Annotated in this window: 16 protein-coding genes; 8 read left to right on the top strand and 8 right to left on the bottom strand. The window is 65.1% G+C overall.

Annotation, left to right across the window (positions count from 1 at the left end; translation table 11 throughout):
• Nucleotides 1-51 precede the first annotated feature (51 nt).
• The 3 genes from gvpO to ACT4ML_RS14055 all read left to right on the top strand — a co-directional run bounded on the left by gvpO (nucleotide 52) and on the right by ACT4ML_RS14055 (nucleotide 1,685).
• Nucleotides 52-591 carry a gas vesicle protein GvpO, halophile-type gene (gene gvpO, locus ACT4ML_RS14065; protein ID WP_138244858.1) on the top strand — a complete coding sequence of 180 codons (540 nt, stop codon included), beginning with the start codon at nucleotides 52-54 and terminating at the stop codon, nucleotides 589-591.
• 467 nt (nucleotides 592-1,058) lie between these two features.
• Nucleotides 1,059-1,265, top strand: a complete 207-nt coding sequence (locus ACT4ML_RS14060) for a hypothetical protein (RefSeq protein WP_444721425.1) — start codon at nucleotides 1,059-1,061, stop codon at nucleotides 1,263-1,265.
• Nucleotides 1,266-1,334: 69 nt separating this feature from the next.
• Entirely contained in the window at nucleotides 1,335-1,685 is a 351-nt protein-coding gene (locus ACT4ML_RS14055) for a CHY zinc finger protein (RefSeq protein WP_444721424.1), read from the top strand.
• Between the two features lie 530 nt (nucleotides 1,686-2,215).
• Here ACT4ML_RS14055 and ACT4ML_RS14050 read toward each other — a convergent pair.
• Nucleotides 2,216-3,691 carry a helix-turn-helix domain-containing protein gene (locus ACT4ML_RS14050; protein ID WP_444721423.1) on the bottom strand — a complete coding sequence of 492 codons (1,476 nt, stop codon included), beginning with the start codon at nucleotides 3,689-3,691 and terminating at the stop codon, nucleotides 2,216-2,218.
• A gap of 142 nt (nucleotides 3,692-3,833) precedes the next feature.
• Between ACT4ML_RS14050 and mutS the strand changes: the two genes are divergently transcribed.
• A complete protein-coding gene (gene mutS / locus ACT4ML_RS14045; protein ID WP_444721422.1) occupies nucleotides 3,834-6,632 on the top strand; it encodes a DNA mismatch repair protein MutS in 2,799 nt (932 codons plus the stop codon).
• A gap of 17 nt (nucleotides 6,633-6,649) precedes the next feature.
• Here mutS and ACT4ML_RS14040 read toward each other — a convergent pair whose 3' ends face one another.
• Both ACT4ML_RS14040 and ACT4ML_RS14035 read right to left on the bottom strand, forming a co-directional pair.
• Nucleotides 6,650-6,793 (bottom strand): hypothetical protein, encoded by a 144-nt coding sequence (locus tag ACT4ML_RS14040; RefSeq protein ID WP_444721421.1) that lies wholly within the window; start codon nucleotides 6,791-6,793, stop codon nucleotides 6,650-6,652.
• Nucleotides 6,736-6,936 (bottom strand): GNAT family N-acetyltransferase, encoded by a 201-nt coding sequence (locus ACT4ML_RS14035; protein WP_444721642.1) that lies wholly within the window; start codon nucleotides 6,934-6,936, stop codon nucleotides 6,736-6,738. The genes ACT4ML_RS14040 and ACT4ML_RS14035 overlap by 58 nt, the downstream gene beginning before the upstream one ends.
• Nucleotides 6,937-7,037: 101 nt before the next feature.
• On the opposite strand from ACT4ML_RS14035, the gene ACT4ML_RS14030 reads away from it, so the two are divergent.
• The gene (locus ACT4ML_RS14030; RefSeq protein WP_222918703.1) at nucleotides 7,038-7,181 is read left to right on the top strand and encodes a hypothetical protein; all 144 of its coding nucleotides are present in this window, start codon (nucleotides 7,038-7,040) and stop codon (nucleotides 7,179-7,181) included.
• Nucleotides 7,182-7,275: 94 nt separating this feature from the next.
• Entirely contained in the window at nucleotides 7,276-7,731 is a 456-nt protein-coding gene (locus tag ACT4ML_RS14025) for a YbhB/YbcL family Raf kinase inhibitor-like protein (protein ID WP_444721420.1), read from the top strand.
• A gap of 43 nt (nucleotides 7,732-7,774) precedes the next feature.
• Here ACT4ML_RS14025 and nucS read toward each other — a convergent pair whose 3' ends face one another.
• On the bottom strand, nucleotides 7,775-8,518 hold the full coding sequence (gene nucS, locus ACT4ML_RS14020; protein WP_444721419.1) for an endonuclease NucS: 744 nt from the start codon (nucleotides 8,516-8,518) through the stop codon (nucleotides 7,775-7,777).
• 174 nt (nucleotides 8,519-8,692) lie between these two features.
• Between nucS and ACT4ML_RS14015 the strand changes: the two genes are divergently transcribed.
• Nucleotides 8,693-9,268 carry a hypothetical protein gene (locus tag ACT4ML_RS14015; protein WP_444721418.1) on the top strand — a complete coding sequence of 192 codons (576 nt, stop codon included), beginning with the start codon at nucleotides 8,693-8,695 and terminating at the stop codon, nucleotides 9,266-9,268.
• 40 nt (nucleotides 9,269-9,308) lie between these two features.
• Here the strand turns inward: ACT4ML_RS14015 and ACT4ML_RS14010 are convergent, their stop codons facing one another.
• The gene (locus ACT4ML_RS14010; protein WP_444721417.1) at nucleotides 9,309-9,794 is read right to left on the bottom strand and encodes a hypothetical protein; all 486 of its coding nucleotides are present in this window, start codon (nucleotides 9,792-9,794) and stop codon (nucleotides 9,309-9,311) included.
• 358 nt (nucleotides 9,795-10,152) lie between these two features.
• On the opposite strand from ACT4ML_RS14010, the gene ACT4ML_RS14005 reads away from it, so the two are divergent.
• A complete protein-coding gene (locus ACT4ML_RS14005) occupies nucleotides 10,153-12,087 on the top strand; it encodes a beta-CASP ribonuclease aCPSF1 (protein WP_444721416.1) in 1,935 nt (644 codons plus the stop codon).
• A gap of 337 nt (nucleotides 12,088-12,424) precedes the next feature.
• Here the strand turns inward: ACT4ML_RS14005 and ACT4ML_RS14000 are convergent, their stop codons facing one another.
• The 3 genes from ACT4ML_RS14000 to ACT4ML_RS13990 are packed head-to-tail and all read right to left on the bottom strand — an operon-like array spanning nucleotide 12,425 to nucleotide 15,307.
• Complete coding sequence (locus ACT4ML_RS14000) at nucleotides 12,425-13,228, bottom strand: ABC transporter permease (RefSeq protein WP_444721415.1); 804 nt, start codon at nucleotides 13,226-13,228, stop codon at nucleotides 12,425-12,427.
• Nucleotides 13,221-14,156: an ABC transporter permease gene (locus ACT4ML_RS13995; RefSeq protein WP_444721414.1), complete on the bottom strand. Its 936-nt coding sequence runs from the start codon at nucleotides 14,154-14,156 to the stop codon at nucleotides 13,221-13,223. Before ACT4ML_RS13995 ends, ACT4ML_RS14000 begins: the two co-directional genes overlap by 8 nt.
• Nucleotides 14,157-14,158: 2 nt before the next feature.
• Complete coding sequence (locus ACT4ML_RS13990) at nucleotides 14,159-15,307, bottom strand: ABC transporter ATP-binding protein (protein ID WP_444721413.1); 1,149 nt, start codon at nucleotides 15,305-15,307, stop codon at nucleotides 14,159-14,161.
• Between the last annotated feature and the right edge of the window lie 15 nt (nucleotides 15,308-15,322).

Below are 15,322 nucleotides of genomic sequence, written 5' to 3'. Positions count from 1 at the left end.
GAGGCGATCAATCGAACCGTACGGTCCACATAACGAACCGAATCCAGACCAATGGCAGAAGCCGACGCGCAATCACGCGAGCAGTGCAAGGCCCTGACGACGGACGGCGAGCGCTGCTCGCGGCCAGCCCGAGACGACGGGTTCTGCTACCAACACGACGAGAGTGATCCAACAGTGAGCGACAGTCAAGCGACCGAACAGGAGCCGGAGGAGGAACAGGGCGAAAACGACGTGGAGGAGCCACAGTCCCGCGGGACGGTCAGCATGACCGCCGACGAGGTGACCGATCCGGAAGAGGTCGACAAAGACGTCGACGTCGAACAGGAGGAGATCGCCGGCATCCTCGCGGTCCGCAAGACGGTCCAGTCGACCGCCGGCCAACTCATCGGCCACGAGTTCGACGGCGTCAGCGAAATCTCGCCGACCGACGACGGCTGGCGCGCCGTCGTCGAAGTCGTCGAACGCCGCGCCGTCCCCGACACCCAAGACATCATCGGCCGCTACGTGATCGAACTCGACACGGAGGCCACCGTCCACGGCTACCGCCGACTCGACCGCTACCGCCGCGGCGACACCACCGAGTTCGAGTAAGTGTAGTGTGCTCGAGCGCGGGTTGGTTTCGTCCCGGCTCGAGTGGTAACGCTGTCGCTCACTCTTAGCGTCTCTTCTCGTCGCAGGGTCGTCTTATCGATGCGGCAATACTCGTGAACACAGCACGCTATTCCTCAGATTTTCGGGTTATCCGAGCGATATTTGCTTATAAATGCTGTCGTCAGACTCAGTGCAACGGTCGGATATCAGATGGTGCTCGAGTCGGTTTACACAGGTCGACCGATGGCTCGTGTGCATATTCGGAAACCGATTTTGTCGACGTGCAACCCAACGGGGAGTCAGTGCCGCCACTAGCTGACATTGAACTATTGACGAAGAACCTTGTCTCTGTTCTAAACCCAATACTCAGAGAGTTCTTCGCGCTTTCCTCTGTCAAATCGCGTAAAGCTCACGGAATTACTGGCAGCCCCACAATTCTTTAAGTGGCAGATAATCAATTGACATTGATGAATCACACCAAAGAAGACAAGATTGATTGGTGGATCGACAAGCACGGACATGACTCCTACGATGTAGCCCATCTCGTCTTCGAGAACTGCACCGATGACGAACTTGAAGCATATCTTTACGTTCTTTTCGACATATTGACCGAGGATGAAGTGGTGGAGCTTGTGAAAAAGATTGAGGAACGCAAAGGTGATCCCGACAGGTAGGAACACTCCCCGTTTCATGTGTTTCAACCCACCACAAAACCGAAGCACCCGCCGGCCCTCGAGTCACGCGTGCAATCGATCGGCAGCCACACGGTCTACGGCGTCGAGGTCGGTCCGGAAACGCGGTGTGCCCACTACGACACCGACCGCGACGTGGTCGCGTTCAAATTCGACTGCTGTGAGCGCTACTACCCCTGTTTTCGCTGCCACGAGGAATCGACGGCCCACGAGGCCGTGCCGTGGCCTCGCGGGCGGTTCGACGAGCCGTCCGTACTCTGTGGTGCCTGTGGAACTGAACTCACCGTTCCCGACTACCGCGCAGCCGACTACAACTGTCCGGCCTGTGACGCCCCGTTCAATCCCGGCTGTGCGAACCACGCGGAGCTGTACTTCGAGACGGCCGATTCGGACTCGGAGTGAAAACTGACTCGAGAGAACCCGCGGACAACATCATACGGCCCGCTGTAAGTCACTGCCGGCGTAATCCCGACCGTTGGAGTTGCGCCGGTAAATCGGTACAGCAACGGCTCTGTTGAAACCCCATTCTTCAGGTGTGTTTTGTGTGAAATGCACGTTCACTACACCTGCGGACGTACCGCGATCTATACACTATCATCATTCATGTAATGTGTGGGATTTAACTTCTCTCGAAGCATAATATCGAGTATGGGTGACAGGAAGCCGAACAATCCGCTTTCACCGTACTATCCATCTGAGACTCCCGGTTTGTCGGGAAACGTCCCTAAGTGGGTAGCAATTGGTGTCGTCCTGTGGGCGGTATTCTGGGCAAGTTGGATGATCCTCGACCTTCTTGGAATCGTCTCAATGTAACCGAGGGAGTGTTGGAAGAGGCCAGCCAACACTGCATTACTTACCTCACCTGTACTGATCGCAGAGAGTACTGAACTTACCACTTTCTAGGGGTTCTAACAGAGTCACAGCAGCCCGTATCAGTCGTCGGCCGGAGCCGGCTGCAAGTCAGCCTCGGGTGTCGGCTCGTCGCGCAGCGCCGCCTCGACCCGCGCGGGCAGTTGGTTGACGATCGATCGGCCGTCCTTCTCGCGGACGACCAGCCCGTCCTCCTCGAGCGCGGCGAGGTGATGCGAAACCGTGCTGGGGTCGCGCTCGAGTTCCTCGGCGAGCCGGCCGTTGTGCGCCGCTCCGAGGTCGGACAGCGCCTCGAGTACGTCGCGTTTGGCCGGCTCCGCGAGGGCGGCCCGGAGTTCGGCGTCCGTCTCCTCGAGGAAGTAGCGGCGCTTCCCGTTGCGCTTGATCGCGGTGACCATGTCCTCGTCCTCGAGAATCCGGACGTGGTAGCGGACCGTCGAGAGGGGGATGTCGGCCCGGTCGCTGACCCGCGAGAGGTAACAGCCAGGGTCGGCCTCGATCGTCTCGTAGATCGCCCGGCGGCGGTCGTGCTCGAGCGGATCGGAATCGTCGTACTGGCTGTACCTGAACAGCGGGAGGACCTTCCAGAGGTCGGTGCCGGCCCGCCGGAGCGATCCCACGTTGCGGAACTCGCTGAGCCACCCGGCCGACGCCGCGCCCGCGCTCCCGGCGGCTCCGGAGGCCCCCGCGCCGCCCGCCGCCGCACTGCCGGCCGCCGCGCCGGACGCGGTGATCGCCCCCAGCATCCCAACTAGCACTGCGTCGGTCGCCGTCTCGGTGGGACTTGGCATCTCGGACGCGTCGGACCCGTCGCCGTTGCCGCTCCCGGTGCTCGCGTTGTCGGCTGCGGACTCGTTCTCCCTCGCGCCGCCGTCGTCATCGCTGTCGGAACTCGAGGACTGGCCGTCAACGCCGGCCTCGGCCTCGAGCGAAGCATTGAGCCCGGTCTCGTTCAGAGTGGTATCGACGAGGTCCTCCGTTTCGTCGACCGTCTCGGTTCCGTTCGAGACGGTGTCGTCGATGGCATCCCCGGTTTCGTTGACTGTCCCGTCGACCGCGTCGGTTCCGTTCGAAACGGTGTCATCGACGGGGTCTCCGGTTTCGTTGACTGTTCCGTCGACTGCGTCGGTCCCGTCCGAGACGGTATCATCGACCGCCTCCGTGGTCTCGTTGACGGTCGCGTCGATCGCACTATCGGAGTCGTCCCCGTCGCTTGTCGCGTTCTCGAGTTCGTCCGTCGTGCGATCGGTCGTGCCTTCGACCGTATCGGTGGTGCCGTCGGTGGTATTTTCGACGGCACCGGTCGTGTTGTCGGTCGTCTCCGCGACGGTATCCGTCGTTTCGTCGGTCGCGTCCTCGAGCGTCCCCGTCGTCCCGTCGGTCTCGAGGGAGTCGCTGATCGAGGCCGCAGCCGTACCCGTCAGTGCCGGTTCGGCACTCGACGCTCCCGCTGCGACACCCGCGAGCCCGCTGCCGAGGATCGTCACGACGAGGAGGCTGGCGACCGCGCGCGTTCCGATCGACAATTCCCCTTCCATCCCGATCGTCCGACTATCTGTGATCGACCGTAATACGCTTTTTCCGTTTCCTGACAGTCACGCAACTTGAGAAGCGGGGCCTCGAGCCGGCGGCGGGGCCGATCCAGCAAGGTATTTCAGCGCCGGCCGGCCGAATTCGGGTATGGACCCGGCGCTTGGCCCGCCCGCCGCGATGGCCGAAAAGCGCGACGAGCTGACGCCCATGATGGCGCAGTATCACGACCTCTGTGCGCGCTACGACGACGCCATCGTCCTCTTTCAGGTGGGGGACTTCTACGAGACGTTCTGTGGCGCGGCCGAACGCACCGCGCGCCTGCTCGAGATCGCCCTGACGAGCCGCGAGGACTCGACCGGCGAGTATCCCATGGCCGGCATCCCGATCGACAACGCCGAATCGTACATCGAGGAGTTGCTCGAGGCCGGCTATCGCGTCGCCGTCGCCGATCAGGTCGAGGAGCCCGGCGAGACCTCCGGTGTCGTCGAGCGCGCCGTGACGCGCGTGATTACGCCCGGGACGCTCACCGAGGACGAACTGCTCGCGAGCGACGACAACAACTTCGTCGCGGCGGTCGCCCGCGGCGAGGGGGCCGCCGGCGAGGACGACCTCGCGCTGGCCCTGCTCGACGTGTCGACCGGCGACTTCCTCGCGACGAGTTCGACCTCGAGGGAGTCGATCGCGGACGAGGTGAGCCGGTTCGCACCCGCGGAGGCAGTCGTCGGACCGGACGCACCCGCCGATATCTTCCCGGAGGATTGCATGGTCACGCCGTACGACGCTGGCGCGTTCGACCGCGACCGCGCCGGCGCAAAGCTCTCGACGTACTTCCGGAACCCCGACGCCCTGCTCGCGAGCGACGCCGAGATTCGGGCCTGCGGCGCATTGCTCTCCTACGCGGAGTACGTCCGCGGCGGCACGCACGAGGGCGAACGCGGCGAGGACGACGACGGTGAGACGGACGACGGTGGTGCGAGCGGCGAGACGGACGATGGCGACGCAACCGACAGCGCCGAGGGCGAAGCACCGTCGGAGGAAGACGACGCGCACCTCGAGTACCTCACTCACCTCACGCGGTACGATCCCCGCGAGTACCTGCTGCTCGACGCCGTCGCCCTGCGAAGCCTCGAACTGTTCGAACCCCGAGCCGTCAACGGGCGGGACGAGGCAACACTGGTCGGCGTGCTCGACGAGACCGCCAGCGCGCTCGGCGGCCGAAAGCTCCGGGACTGGCTCCGGCGGCCGCTGCTCGAACCCGACCGGATCGAGGCGCGACTCGACGCCGTCGAGGAACTCACGGGCGCGGTCCGGACCCGGGAGCGACTGCACGAGCGCCTGCGGAACGTCTACGACCTCGAGCGGCTGATCGGCCGGATCTCTCGCGAGCGGGCGAACGCGCGGGACCTGCGCTCGCTGCGGGACACCCTCGCCGTGGTGCCCGACGTTCGGGAGGAACTCGCCGACGCCGACTGCGACCGGCTCCGGCGGCTTCACGACGACCTCGACCCGCTGGCAGACGTCCGCGAACTGATCGACGACGCCATCGTCTCGGACCCGCCGATCGAGATTACCGAGGGCGACATCATTGCCGAGGGGTACGACGAGGACTTAGACGACCTCCGCGGCACCGCTCGAGACGGCAAGCAGTGGATCGACGATCTCGAGGCGCGGGAACGCGACCGGACCGGGATCGACTCGCTGAAGGTCGGCTACAACTCGGTCCACGGCTACTACATCGAGGTGACGAACCCGAACCTCGAGTCGGTGCCCGACGATTATCAGCGCCGCCAGACGCTCAAGAACTCCGAGCGGTTCGTCACGCCGGAACTCAAGGAGCGCGAAGACCAGATCGTCGGCGCGGAAGAGCGCGCGGACGAACGCGAGTACGAGCTCTTCTGTGACGTACGCCGCGAAATCGCCGACGAGGTCGAACGCGTCCAAGGGCTCGCGGAGGCGCTCGCGACCCTCGACGCCCTCGTCTCGCTCGCGACGGCCGCCGCCCAGTACGACTACTGCCGGCCCGAGATCCTCGAGCGCGACGGGAGTCAGACCCTCGAGATCGAGGGCGGTCGTCACCCCGTCGTCGAGCGCACCCAGGAGTCGTTCGTGCCGAACGACGCCCGCTTCGCGAGCGATCGGCGGCTGGCAGTGATCACGGGGCCGAACATGTCCGGAAAATCGACCTACATGCGGCAGGTCGCCCAGATCGTCCTGCTCGCACAGGTCGGGAGTTTCGTACCCGCGAGCGCCGCCCGGCTCACCCCCGTCGACCGGATCTTCACCCGCGTCGGGGCCAGCGACGACATCGCGGGCGGGCGCTCGACGTTCATGGTCGAGATGGACGAACTCGCGACCATCCTCCGGGAGGCCGACGAGCACTCGCTCGTCCTGCTGGACGAAGTGGGCCGGGGAACCTCGACGGCCGACGGGATGGCCATCGCGCAGGCGATCACCGAGCACCTCCACGATCAGGTCGGCGCGACGACGCTCTTTGCGACCCACCACCACCCGCTGACCGAACTCGCCGACGATCTCGCGGCCGCGTTCACGCTGCACTTCGAGGTCGAGCAGCGAGACGGCGAGGTCGTCTTCCACCACGAGATCGCGCCCGGCGCGGCGACGGGCTCCTACGGCGTCGAGGTCGCGACCGCGGCCGGCGTCCCCGAGGACGTGGTCGAGCGGTCGCGGGAGCTGGTCGCGGACGCGGACGGCGAGGGGCTCGAGACGACCGGTGACGACGAAGCGATGAGTCCCGACTCGAGCGAGGGCATGAACGCGGGCACGGCTCCCGAATCGAACGAGGGTACGCAATCGCCGGCGACCGCGGACGGCGGGGACGTGCCGACCGACGTGGCCGCGGAACTCCGCGCGCTCGACCTCGCCCACCTCACCCCCGTCGAGGCGCTGACGGAACTCGATCGGCTGAAGCAGTTGCTCGAGGAGTAGTCGGTCGGCGACCGGACTCACGGCGTCTCCGCCGGTTCAGACAGCGACTTTCGATACACGAGTAGATCGAACGGTTCCTCGAACGCCTCGACGGTCTTGCGGCTCACTTCTTCGAATCCGGTCGTCTCGTAAAGCCCGCGAGTCGCGGTCCGTTTCGCCATGGTGTCGAGGACGGTCTCCGATAGCCACGCGCTCGAGCGCGCTCCTCGAGGGTCGTGTAGAGCCGCTGGCCGTCGCCTCGCCGCTGATAGTCCGGATCGACCCTCGAACTCGGGGGCCGTCGTCCGGGCGATAGCGACGGCAGGTCAGTACAGCACCTATCTTAACCAGTATAATAGATCTGTAAAAAATAGTGGTGGAGATTCCCGGCACAACACACAACTGGGGCCGTGACGAGATATTCGTATGACATATCGATCGACGATCGGCTGGTCGCTCATCACTTCGGGTATCGTCACGCTGTTGCTCGCGTTCCTGCCGGGCGATTCGCTGTGGTGGGGAATCGGGCTCCTGATCTTGGGGATCGTAATATTCGTGGGTCGGCGGTAGCCGGTCTCCCGGTTCGCCGGCGTGACCGCGCCTGTAAGATTATTTTATCTGGCTGGCGAACTCTCGAGACGAGCCTCACACGGTGGTGATCGAAATGGGTGACCTCACGCTCGAGAGCCCCGCATTCGACGGCGGCGAACGCATCCCCGAGACGTACGGCTACACGGACGCGAACGTCAACCCGCCGCTCGAGATCGACGGCGTCTCGGACGACGCCGAATCGCTCGCGCTGATCGTGGACGATCCGGACGCGAAAGAACCCGCCGGGAAGGTCTGGGATCACTGGGTCGTCTGGAACGTCCCGCCCGAGACGGCGACGATTCCGGAAGACTGGGACGCCGCGGACGCGTCCGAAGGGACGAACGACTTCGGCGATCACGGCTACGGCGGTCCGAACCCACCGGACACGGAACACACCTACCGGTTCGAACTGTACGCGCTGGACACGGGACTCGAGCTCGGCACCAAGGCAGGCGCGGACGACCTCGAGTCGGCGATCGAGGGCCACGTCCTCGCGCAGACGCGGCTCGAGGGAACGTATCCGGCCTGAGCCCGAGAACCGACGAGGTCGCGAGACGAGAACTGCGACGAACTCACTCGGCCGGCGGCTCGAGCGAGACGAACTCGAGGCCGTGGTCGGCCAGCAGCCGGCTCGCGCGGTCGGTCACCGAGGGGGCGACCAGAATCCCGCGCACGGCGGCGTCGGCGTGGAGGTCGCGCTCGAGCGCGTCGACGTAGCGCCGAAGCTGGCCCACTGCGTCGGGGCCGACCCGCCGGCGCTTCAGTTCGACGACGACCGCCCGGCCCGCCGAGTCCTCGCCGTAGATGTCGACCGCACCCGCGGGCGTGTCGCGCTCGGTCGCAAGCGGCGTAAACCCGGTCTCGAGCAGCGCGGGCTCCTCGAGGATCCGCTGGCGGAGGTCCTCCTCGGTACCGACGAGCGCGAGTTCGTTTTCGTCGGAGCCCGAAAACGCCGACACCTGCAGCACCTCCTGAAACCGAACGCACAGCCGCTCGTCCGGCGTCGACCGCAGGCTCTCGAGGACGAGCGCGCCGTCCTCACAGGAGACCTCGTGGTCACAGCCCGGCGGCTGCCAGTTGACCGGCTGCTGGCCCTCGTCGGTGTGGACCAGCGCCGCGCCGTCGGGCTTGAGCATGACGTGGCGATCGCCCGCCTCGAGACGGCTCGAGGCGCGCCCCTCGTAGTCGACGGTACAGCGGCCGTAGGCGGTCACGATCGCGTCACGGTCGATCCCGCGTGCGATCACGTCGCGGGCGGCCGTCGGCGTCGGCCCCTGCAGGGTTTCCGTCCGTTGGCCGTACTCTGAATCCGTCACTGGACGGCCCTAGCGCGGGGACGGACAAAAGGTGCCCGCTGTCGGGCGACTCCCCCGGCGCATACTCCGCGGTTGTTACCCGTTATCCGGGGATTCCGCGTCGGTTCGTCGACTCGCGCTCGCGCTTGACAACGCAGAAGGTATATTTTCGTTCGTCCCCGCGCTTCAGAGACAATGTCGAAGCTACCGACCCGCCGCGGGTTCCTCGCACTCACCGGTACCGGCGCGGCCGCGTCGCTTGCCGGCTGTTCCCAACTCGACTCGCTTACGCAGAACGGATCGGGAGACAGCGACGAGGCGGTTACGGTGACAGTACGGCCCGACCAGGACGATCTGACGGCTCTCCAGGAGGAGGTCCAGAGCGACGTCGATAACAACAATCTCAGCCAGCAGGAGGCCCAACAGGCATATCGGGAGCGACAGCGCGAGTTGGTCGCGGAAGCCGCGACCGATTTCGAAGAATCGGCGAGCGAGAGCGAGTTCACGATCGAGTCGTCCGAGACCGACTACGGACTCTTCCGCGTCACCGGACCCGACGAGGCGATCATGGATGCGCTCCGAAACGGGGATATCAGCGGAATCTATCCCGGAGAGCGGTACGACCTGCTCGTCCAGCAACAGCAACAGCGCGAGCAACGACAGGCGATGCTCGAACAACGGCAGCAAGCACAGGAGGGCAACGAGACTAACGATTCCACCGCTGGAAACGAAACGAACGACTCCGACACTGGAAACGAAACGACCGAGTAGCTCGGAACCTCGCCGACGGACGGACGCTCTTCTCGGCTGCTCAACGCTCGAGGGCGAAGGGACTCTCCCGCTCCGTCCAGTTCCAGCCGGGGAGTCGCTCCTGAAAGCCGGCAGCCAGCGCTGCCTCGCAGTCGTCGATACCGGCGTTTTCGTCGGCCTCGCCGTGGACCCGAACGTCGGCGTAGTGGAAGGTGGCCTCGCCGAGCGTCCGCAGCGGCTGCGGGCCGGCGATCGTCGCGGCCAGTTCGCGCCCGAGGAGTTCGTCGACCACGAACCCGGGATAGTCCCCCTCCACGTCGAGGTCTCGCAGAATCGCGACCATCGCGGCGACGTTGACGGCCAGATCGCCGTCCGCGAAGACGGCGTCGACTTCCTCGCGATACCGTGACTCGGCGACCGCGTCGACATCGGTTCCGAAGACCTCTCCGAGGTCGTCGCGGACGTCGTTGATGAGTGGGACGACGGTTTCGGCCCGATTTACGACCCAATCACGTTCCTCGGCGACTCGAGCGGGTGAGATGTACATCTGCGAGTGACGACTACCGTCCCCACGGCCCTGGTTTTTGCGAAGGCTTTTATACCACGCAAAGAATAGCGTCGGGTAAGCGGGTTCTCCCTGGAATTGTCCCGCACGAACCAGGATAACCGATCCGGGAGCATGTTCGTCACGACACGGAGTCGGATACGATGATTCGGGAGACGAACCGGCAGACGAGCGCCGTCGTCCAGCGCGGGCGACGAGGCGCGCTCTCGATTCCGGCGCGGCGGCCGTCGTTTGGCGGTCGTCGCACCGATCTCTCTCGGCCGTCTCCGATCTCCGACTCCTGTCCTGACATCGTGTCCGGTTCCGGACGGCGAGTTCACGCAAGCCACATTGGCGACCTATGAGCACTGTAGAGCAGCAACTCGACGATCTCAAAGCACAGATCACGAGCGAGTTACCGAGCGATATCTCGGTCTCCTCGGTGAAATACGAAGGCCCAGAACTGGTGGTCTACACGCGCGACCCGAAGAAGTTCGCCCAGCAGGGCGATCTGATTCGGCAGCTCGCGAGCAAGCTTCGCAAACGGATCACCGTCCGACCGGACCCGAGCGTCCTCTCGCGACCCGAACAGGCTCGCGAGGAGATCATGAACGTCATCCCCGAGGACGCGGGGGTCACGGACCTCGACTTCCACGCCGACACCGGCGAGGTCGTCATCGAGGCCGAAAAGCCCGGCATGGTCATCGGGCGCCACGGGTCGACGCTCCGCGAAATCACCAAAAACGTCGGCTGGACGCCGGAAGTCGTCCGCACGCCGCCGATCGAATCCTCGACGGTCTCGAACGTTCGCAGCTTCCTCAAGCAGGAACGCGACGAGCGACGGGACATTCTCGAGAAGGTCGGCAGACAGATCCACCGCGAGGAGATGTCCGACGACGAGTACGTCCGCATCACGACGCTGGGCTGCTGTCGCGAAGTCGGGCGGGCCTCCTTTATCCTCTCGACGCCCGAGACGCGGATCCTCATCGACTGCGGCGACAAACCCGGCGCAGAGGGCGAGGTCCCCTACCTCCACGCGCCCGAGGCCCTCGGCGCGGGGCCACAGACCATCGACGCGGTCGTGCTGACCCACGCCCACCTCGACCACTCCGCACTGATCCCGCTCCTGTTCAAGTACGGCTACGACGGCCCGATCTACTGTACCGAGCCCACGCGGGACATGATGGGGCTGCTGACGCTGGACTACCTCGACGTCGCGGCCAAGGAGGGCCGCAGCCCGCCCTACGAGAGCGAGCAGGTCCGCGAAGCGATCAAACACTGCATCCCGCTCGAGTACGGCGACGTCACGGACATCGCCCCGGACGTCAAACTCACCTTCCACAACGCCGGTCACATCCTCGGCTCGGCCGTCTCGCACTTCCACATCGGCGACGGCCTCTACAACGTGGCCTTCTCCGGCGACATCCACTACGACGACACGCGCCTGTTCAACGGCGCGGTCAACGACTTCCCGCGGGTCGAGACGCTCGTCCTCGAGTCGACCTACGGCGGTCGCAACGACTACCAGACCGACCAGCAGGACTCCGAGGAGAAACTCAAGGAGGTCATCAACCGGACCTACGAGCAGGACGGCAAAGTCGTCATTCCGGCCTTCGCGGTCGGCCGGTCACAGGAGATCATGCTCGTCCTGGAGGAGGCGATGCGCAACGGCGACATCCCCTCGATGCCGGTCCACTTGGACGGCATGATCTGGGAGGCGACGGCGATCCACACCACCTACCCCGAGTACCTGCGTGACGACCTGCGCGACCGCATCTTCCACGAGGATGAGAACCCCTTCCTCGCCGACGAGTTCAACCACATCGACGGCGGCGAGGAGGAGCGACAGGACGTCGCCGACGGCGAACCCTGTATCATCCTCTCGACCTCCGGGATGGTCACCGGCGGTCCGATCATGTCCTGGCTCTCCCACATCGGCCCCGATCCGGACTCGACGCTCGTCTTCGTCGGCTATCAGGCACAGGGGACCCTCGGTCGACGCATCCAGAACGGCTGGGACGAGATCCCCACCAGCGAAGTCGGTGCCATGGGCAACGGCGGCGGCCGCGGCACCCTCTCGCTGAACATGGACGTCGAGACCGTCGACGGCTTCTCCGGCCACGCCGACCGCGCCGGCCTTGAGAACTTCGTCAAGACGATGAATCCGCGCCCTGAGAAGGTGCTCTGTGTCCACGGCGACGAGCGCTCCACGCAGGACCTCTCGTCGGCGCTGTACCACGACTACGACATGCGCACCTTCGCGCCGAAGAACCTCGAGACCTTCCGCTTCCTCTAAAAAGCCCTCGTTCGGCCTTGGCAGGCCTCACTCGCCCTTTTCATTTCTACCGGAGCGCCTGCGGCGCTCCGGTCGCCCGGAAATCTTCGATTTCCGCAGGCCGCCAGGACCGCACTGGCGCGGCGCGCAGGTTCGCGCGCCGCGCGGTCGCCTGCCCTCCCCCGTGACTCGAGCGCTCACCGATTCGGCGAGCGCTCGAGACGGCCACTGCACTGCGTAGCCGTTGCACTGTTCGTAGTCACTGCCCCAGAATTCTCCCGTCTGTTCGGGTTCACTACGCGACCGGCTCCTCGAGTCGGTGAGAGCGTCGAAGAAAGAACCGAATGGGGTTAGCCGATCAGGACAGCTGTTTCGAGAGCCAGTCCAAGTTCGTGGCGATCGTCGCGATCACGATCGCGATGAGCGAGATGACGATCAGGAACGTCGAGACGACGCTCACCATCGGATCCAGCGACTGCCGGATCTCGGTCCACGCGACGACCGGGATGGTCTCGGTGCTGCGACTCGAGAGGAACAGCGCCATCACGAACTCCTGGAGGCTGATGATGAACGCCAGCAGCGCGCCGACGAAGATCCCGTGTTTGACGTTGGGGAGGACGGCGTAGACGAACGACCGGATCGGCCCCGCGCCGAGGTCTTTCGCGGCGTCGAGCAGTTGCCAGTCGAACCGGCTGAACACCGACCGCATCACGAAGTAGACGAGCGGCGTCGCCCACAGCGTGTGCGCGAGGACGAGGCTCAGGAACGAGGCCTCGAGGCCGGCTCTGACGAAGTAGACGCGCATCGAGATCCCGAGGATGATCGGCGGGATCAGCAGCGGGACGAGGACGAGCGGCGCGAGCGCCTGTCCGGCGCGGCCGTCGTCGATTTCGTGCCCGAAGGCGGCCGTGACGCCGAGCGTCGTCGCGACGACCGTCGTCCCGACGCCGACGAAGAGGCTGTTATCGAACGCCGACAGCCAGCGCGTTTCCTCGAAGAACGCGCGGTAGTGGACCAGCGAGTAGTTCTCGGGCGGGAAGGCGAGGTTCCCCGACTCCGCGAAGGAGGTCACGACGACCACGACCAGCGGCAACAGCATGAACGTCAGGATCGCCAGATAGCCCGCCCGGAAGACGACGTTCTCGAGTCGCTCTCTATGCATATTCGAACTCACCTCCGAATCGGTTGAGTGTGACAGTGAGAAGGACGATACTCACGAGCATCAGGAGCAACATGACGACCGCGTACGCGGTCGCGACCTCCCACTGGAGGTTCGACAACAACCGCTTCTCGACCACGAGCGCGAACGCCTTGGCCTGATTCTGTCCGTCGCCGAGGAGCCCCGGCGCGGCGTAGGCCCCGACGCTCCAGGCGAAGGAGATCACCGTCGCCACGATGATGCCGGGCATCGCCTGAGGTACGACGACCTCGAGGACCGAGCGCGGTCGGCTCGCTCCGAGGTCGCGGGCGGCTTCGACGATTCCCCAGTCCATCGTCGACAGGACGCTGTAGATCGCCAGCACGGCGTAGGGCAACACGATGTAGACCTGGCCGACGACCATCCCGACCGTCCCGGGAACGAACTGGATCGGCTCCGAAACCAAGTTCAACGAGGTGAGTATCCCGTTGACCGTTCCGTTCGGCGAGAGCAGCGGCCAGAACGCGTACGTCTTGATGACGAGCGTCGTCAGCAGGGGCAAGATGACCGAGAACAGCAGCGCCGACTTGACGACGCCCTCGGCTCGCCAGATCGCGTAGGCGTAAAACGTCGCGATCACGACCGTGATGGCCGTCGCTACCAGCCCCATCTTGATCGAGTAGGTGATGGCGTTTAGCAGTACGTCGGTGGTAAACACCTCGGTGTACCCGGAGATCGACCACGTTCCCGGGGCGTAGCGGAGATCCTGTGACCCGGCCGTGAGACTGATCCGCAGCAGGATCAGAAACGGCGCGACGAACAGCAGCAACTCGAAGACCAGTAGCGGCGCCATCAACAGCAACGCCCGGTTCGAGCGGGACCGCTCCCGCAGCGGCTCCCAGAGTCGCGCGATCGGGGCCGGAAGCGATGAGGATGATTGCGTTCCGGACATCGTTACAGGTCGACCCTCGAGCCGTCGTCACGGAACGCGAGGACGTCCGCGCCGTCCCAGCTGATCCGGATCTCGTCGCCGGCGTCGAACGCGCCGGAGTCGGCGACGGTTCGTTCGACGAACACCGACGTGCCGTCGACCGCGACGGAGTAGCGAACCGTCGAGCCTCGATAGAGGACGTTCTCGACCGTGCCGACGACGGCGTTCCTCGTACTCCCGTCGGTGCGAACGGGCTGTGCCTCTGGGCCGTCGGACGCACCCGAGTCCGCCGGCTCGATCGAGAGTACCTCGGGACGAAGTGACAGGTCCACCGAATCGCCATCGGCGAGCGCGTCCGCATCTCCGTCGTCCGTCGTCGGGAGGACGACCGCACGACCCAGTTCGGTTTCGACGCGGACCGAGTCCGCCGTCGTCTGCCCGACTTCGCCGGCGACGAAGTTCGTATCGCCGAGGAAGCCCTCGATGAACCGGTTCTTCGGGTTCTCGTAGACCTCGTTCGGCTCGCCGACCTGGACGAGGTTCCCGTCGGCCATGATGCCGATCCGATCGGCGAGGGTAAAGGCCTCGTCCTGGTCGTGCGTGACGTGGACGAACGTCTCCTCGAGTTCCTCGTGGATCTCTCGGAGTTCGATCTGCATGTCCTCGCTGAGCCGCTTGTCGAGGTTCGACAGCGGCTCGTCGAGCAACAACACGTCGGGGTTGACGGCGAGCGACCGCGCGAGCGCGACGCGCTGTTTCTGCCCGCCGCTCAGGTTCATCGGGTCGTCGTCGGCGTACTCGGCCATCCGGACGCGTTCGAGCATCTCGCGGGCCTGCTCGCGGCGCTCGTCTTTCCCGACGCCCTGCATCTTCAGCCCGAATGCGACGTTCTCGAGGACCGTCTTGTGGGGGAACAGCGCCCAGTCCTGGAACACCGTCGCGGTGGTGCGTTCGTAGGCGGGACGGTCGGTCACGTCCTCGTCGCCGATGCGTATTTCGCCGTCGGTCGGCGTCTCGAGGCCGGCGAGCATCCGCAGCGTCGTGGACTTGCCGCTGCCGCTGGGCCCGAGCAGGCACAGTAGTTCGCCGTCGTCGATCGTCACCGAGACGTCCTCGACGGCGAGCGTGTCTCCGTACCGTTTCTCGAGTCCGGCAAGCGTGATTTCAGACATGAATGTTGTGGCGGT

The sequence above is a fragment of the Natrinema sp. LN54 genome, assembly GCF_052439245.1.
Lineage (GTDB): Archaea > Halobacteriota > Halobacteria > Halobacteriales > Natrialbaceae > Natrinema > Natrinema versiforme_A.
This window is presented reverse-complemented; position numbering and strand designations above follow the sequence as displayed.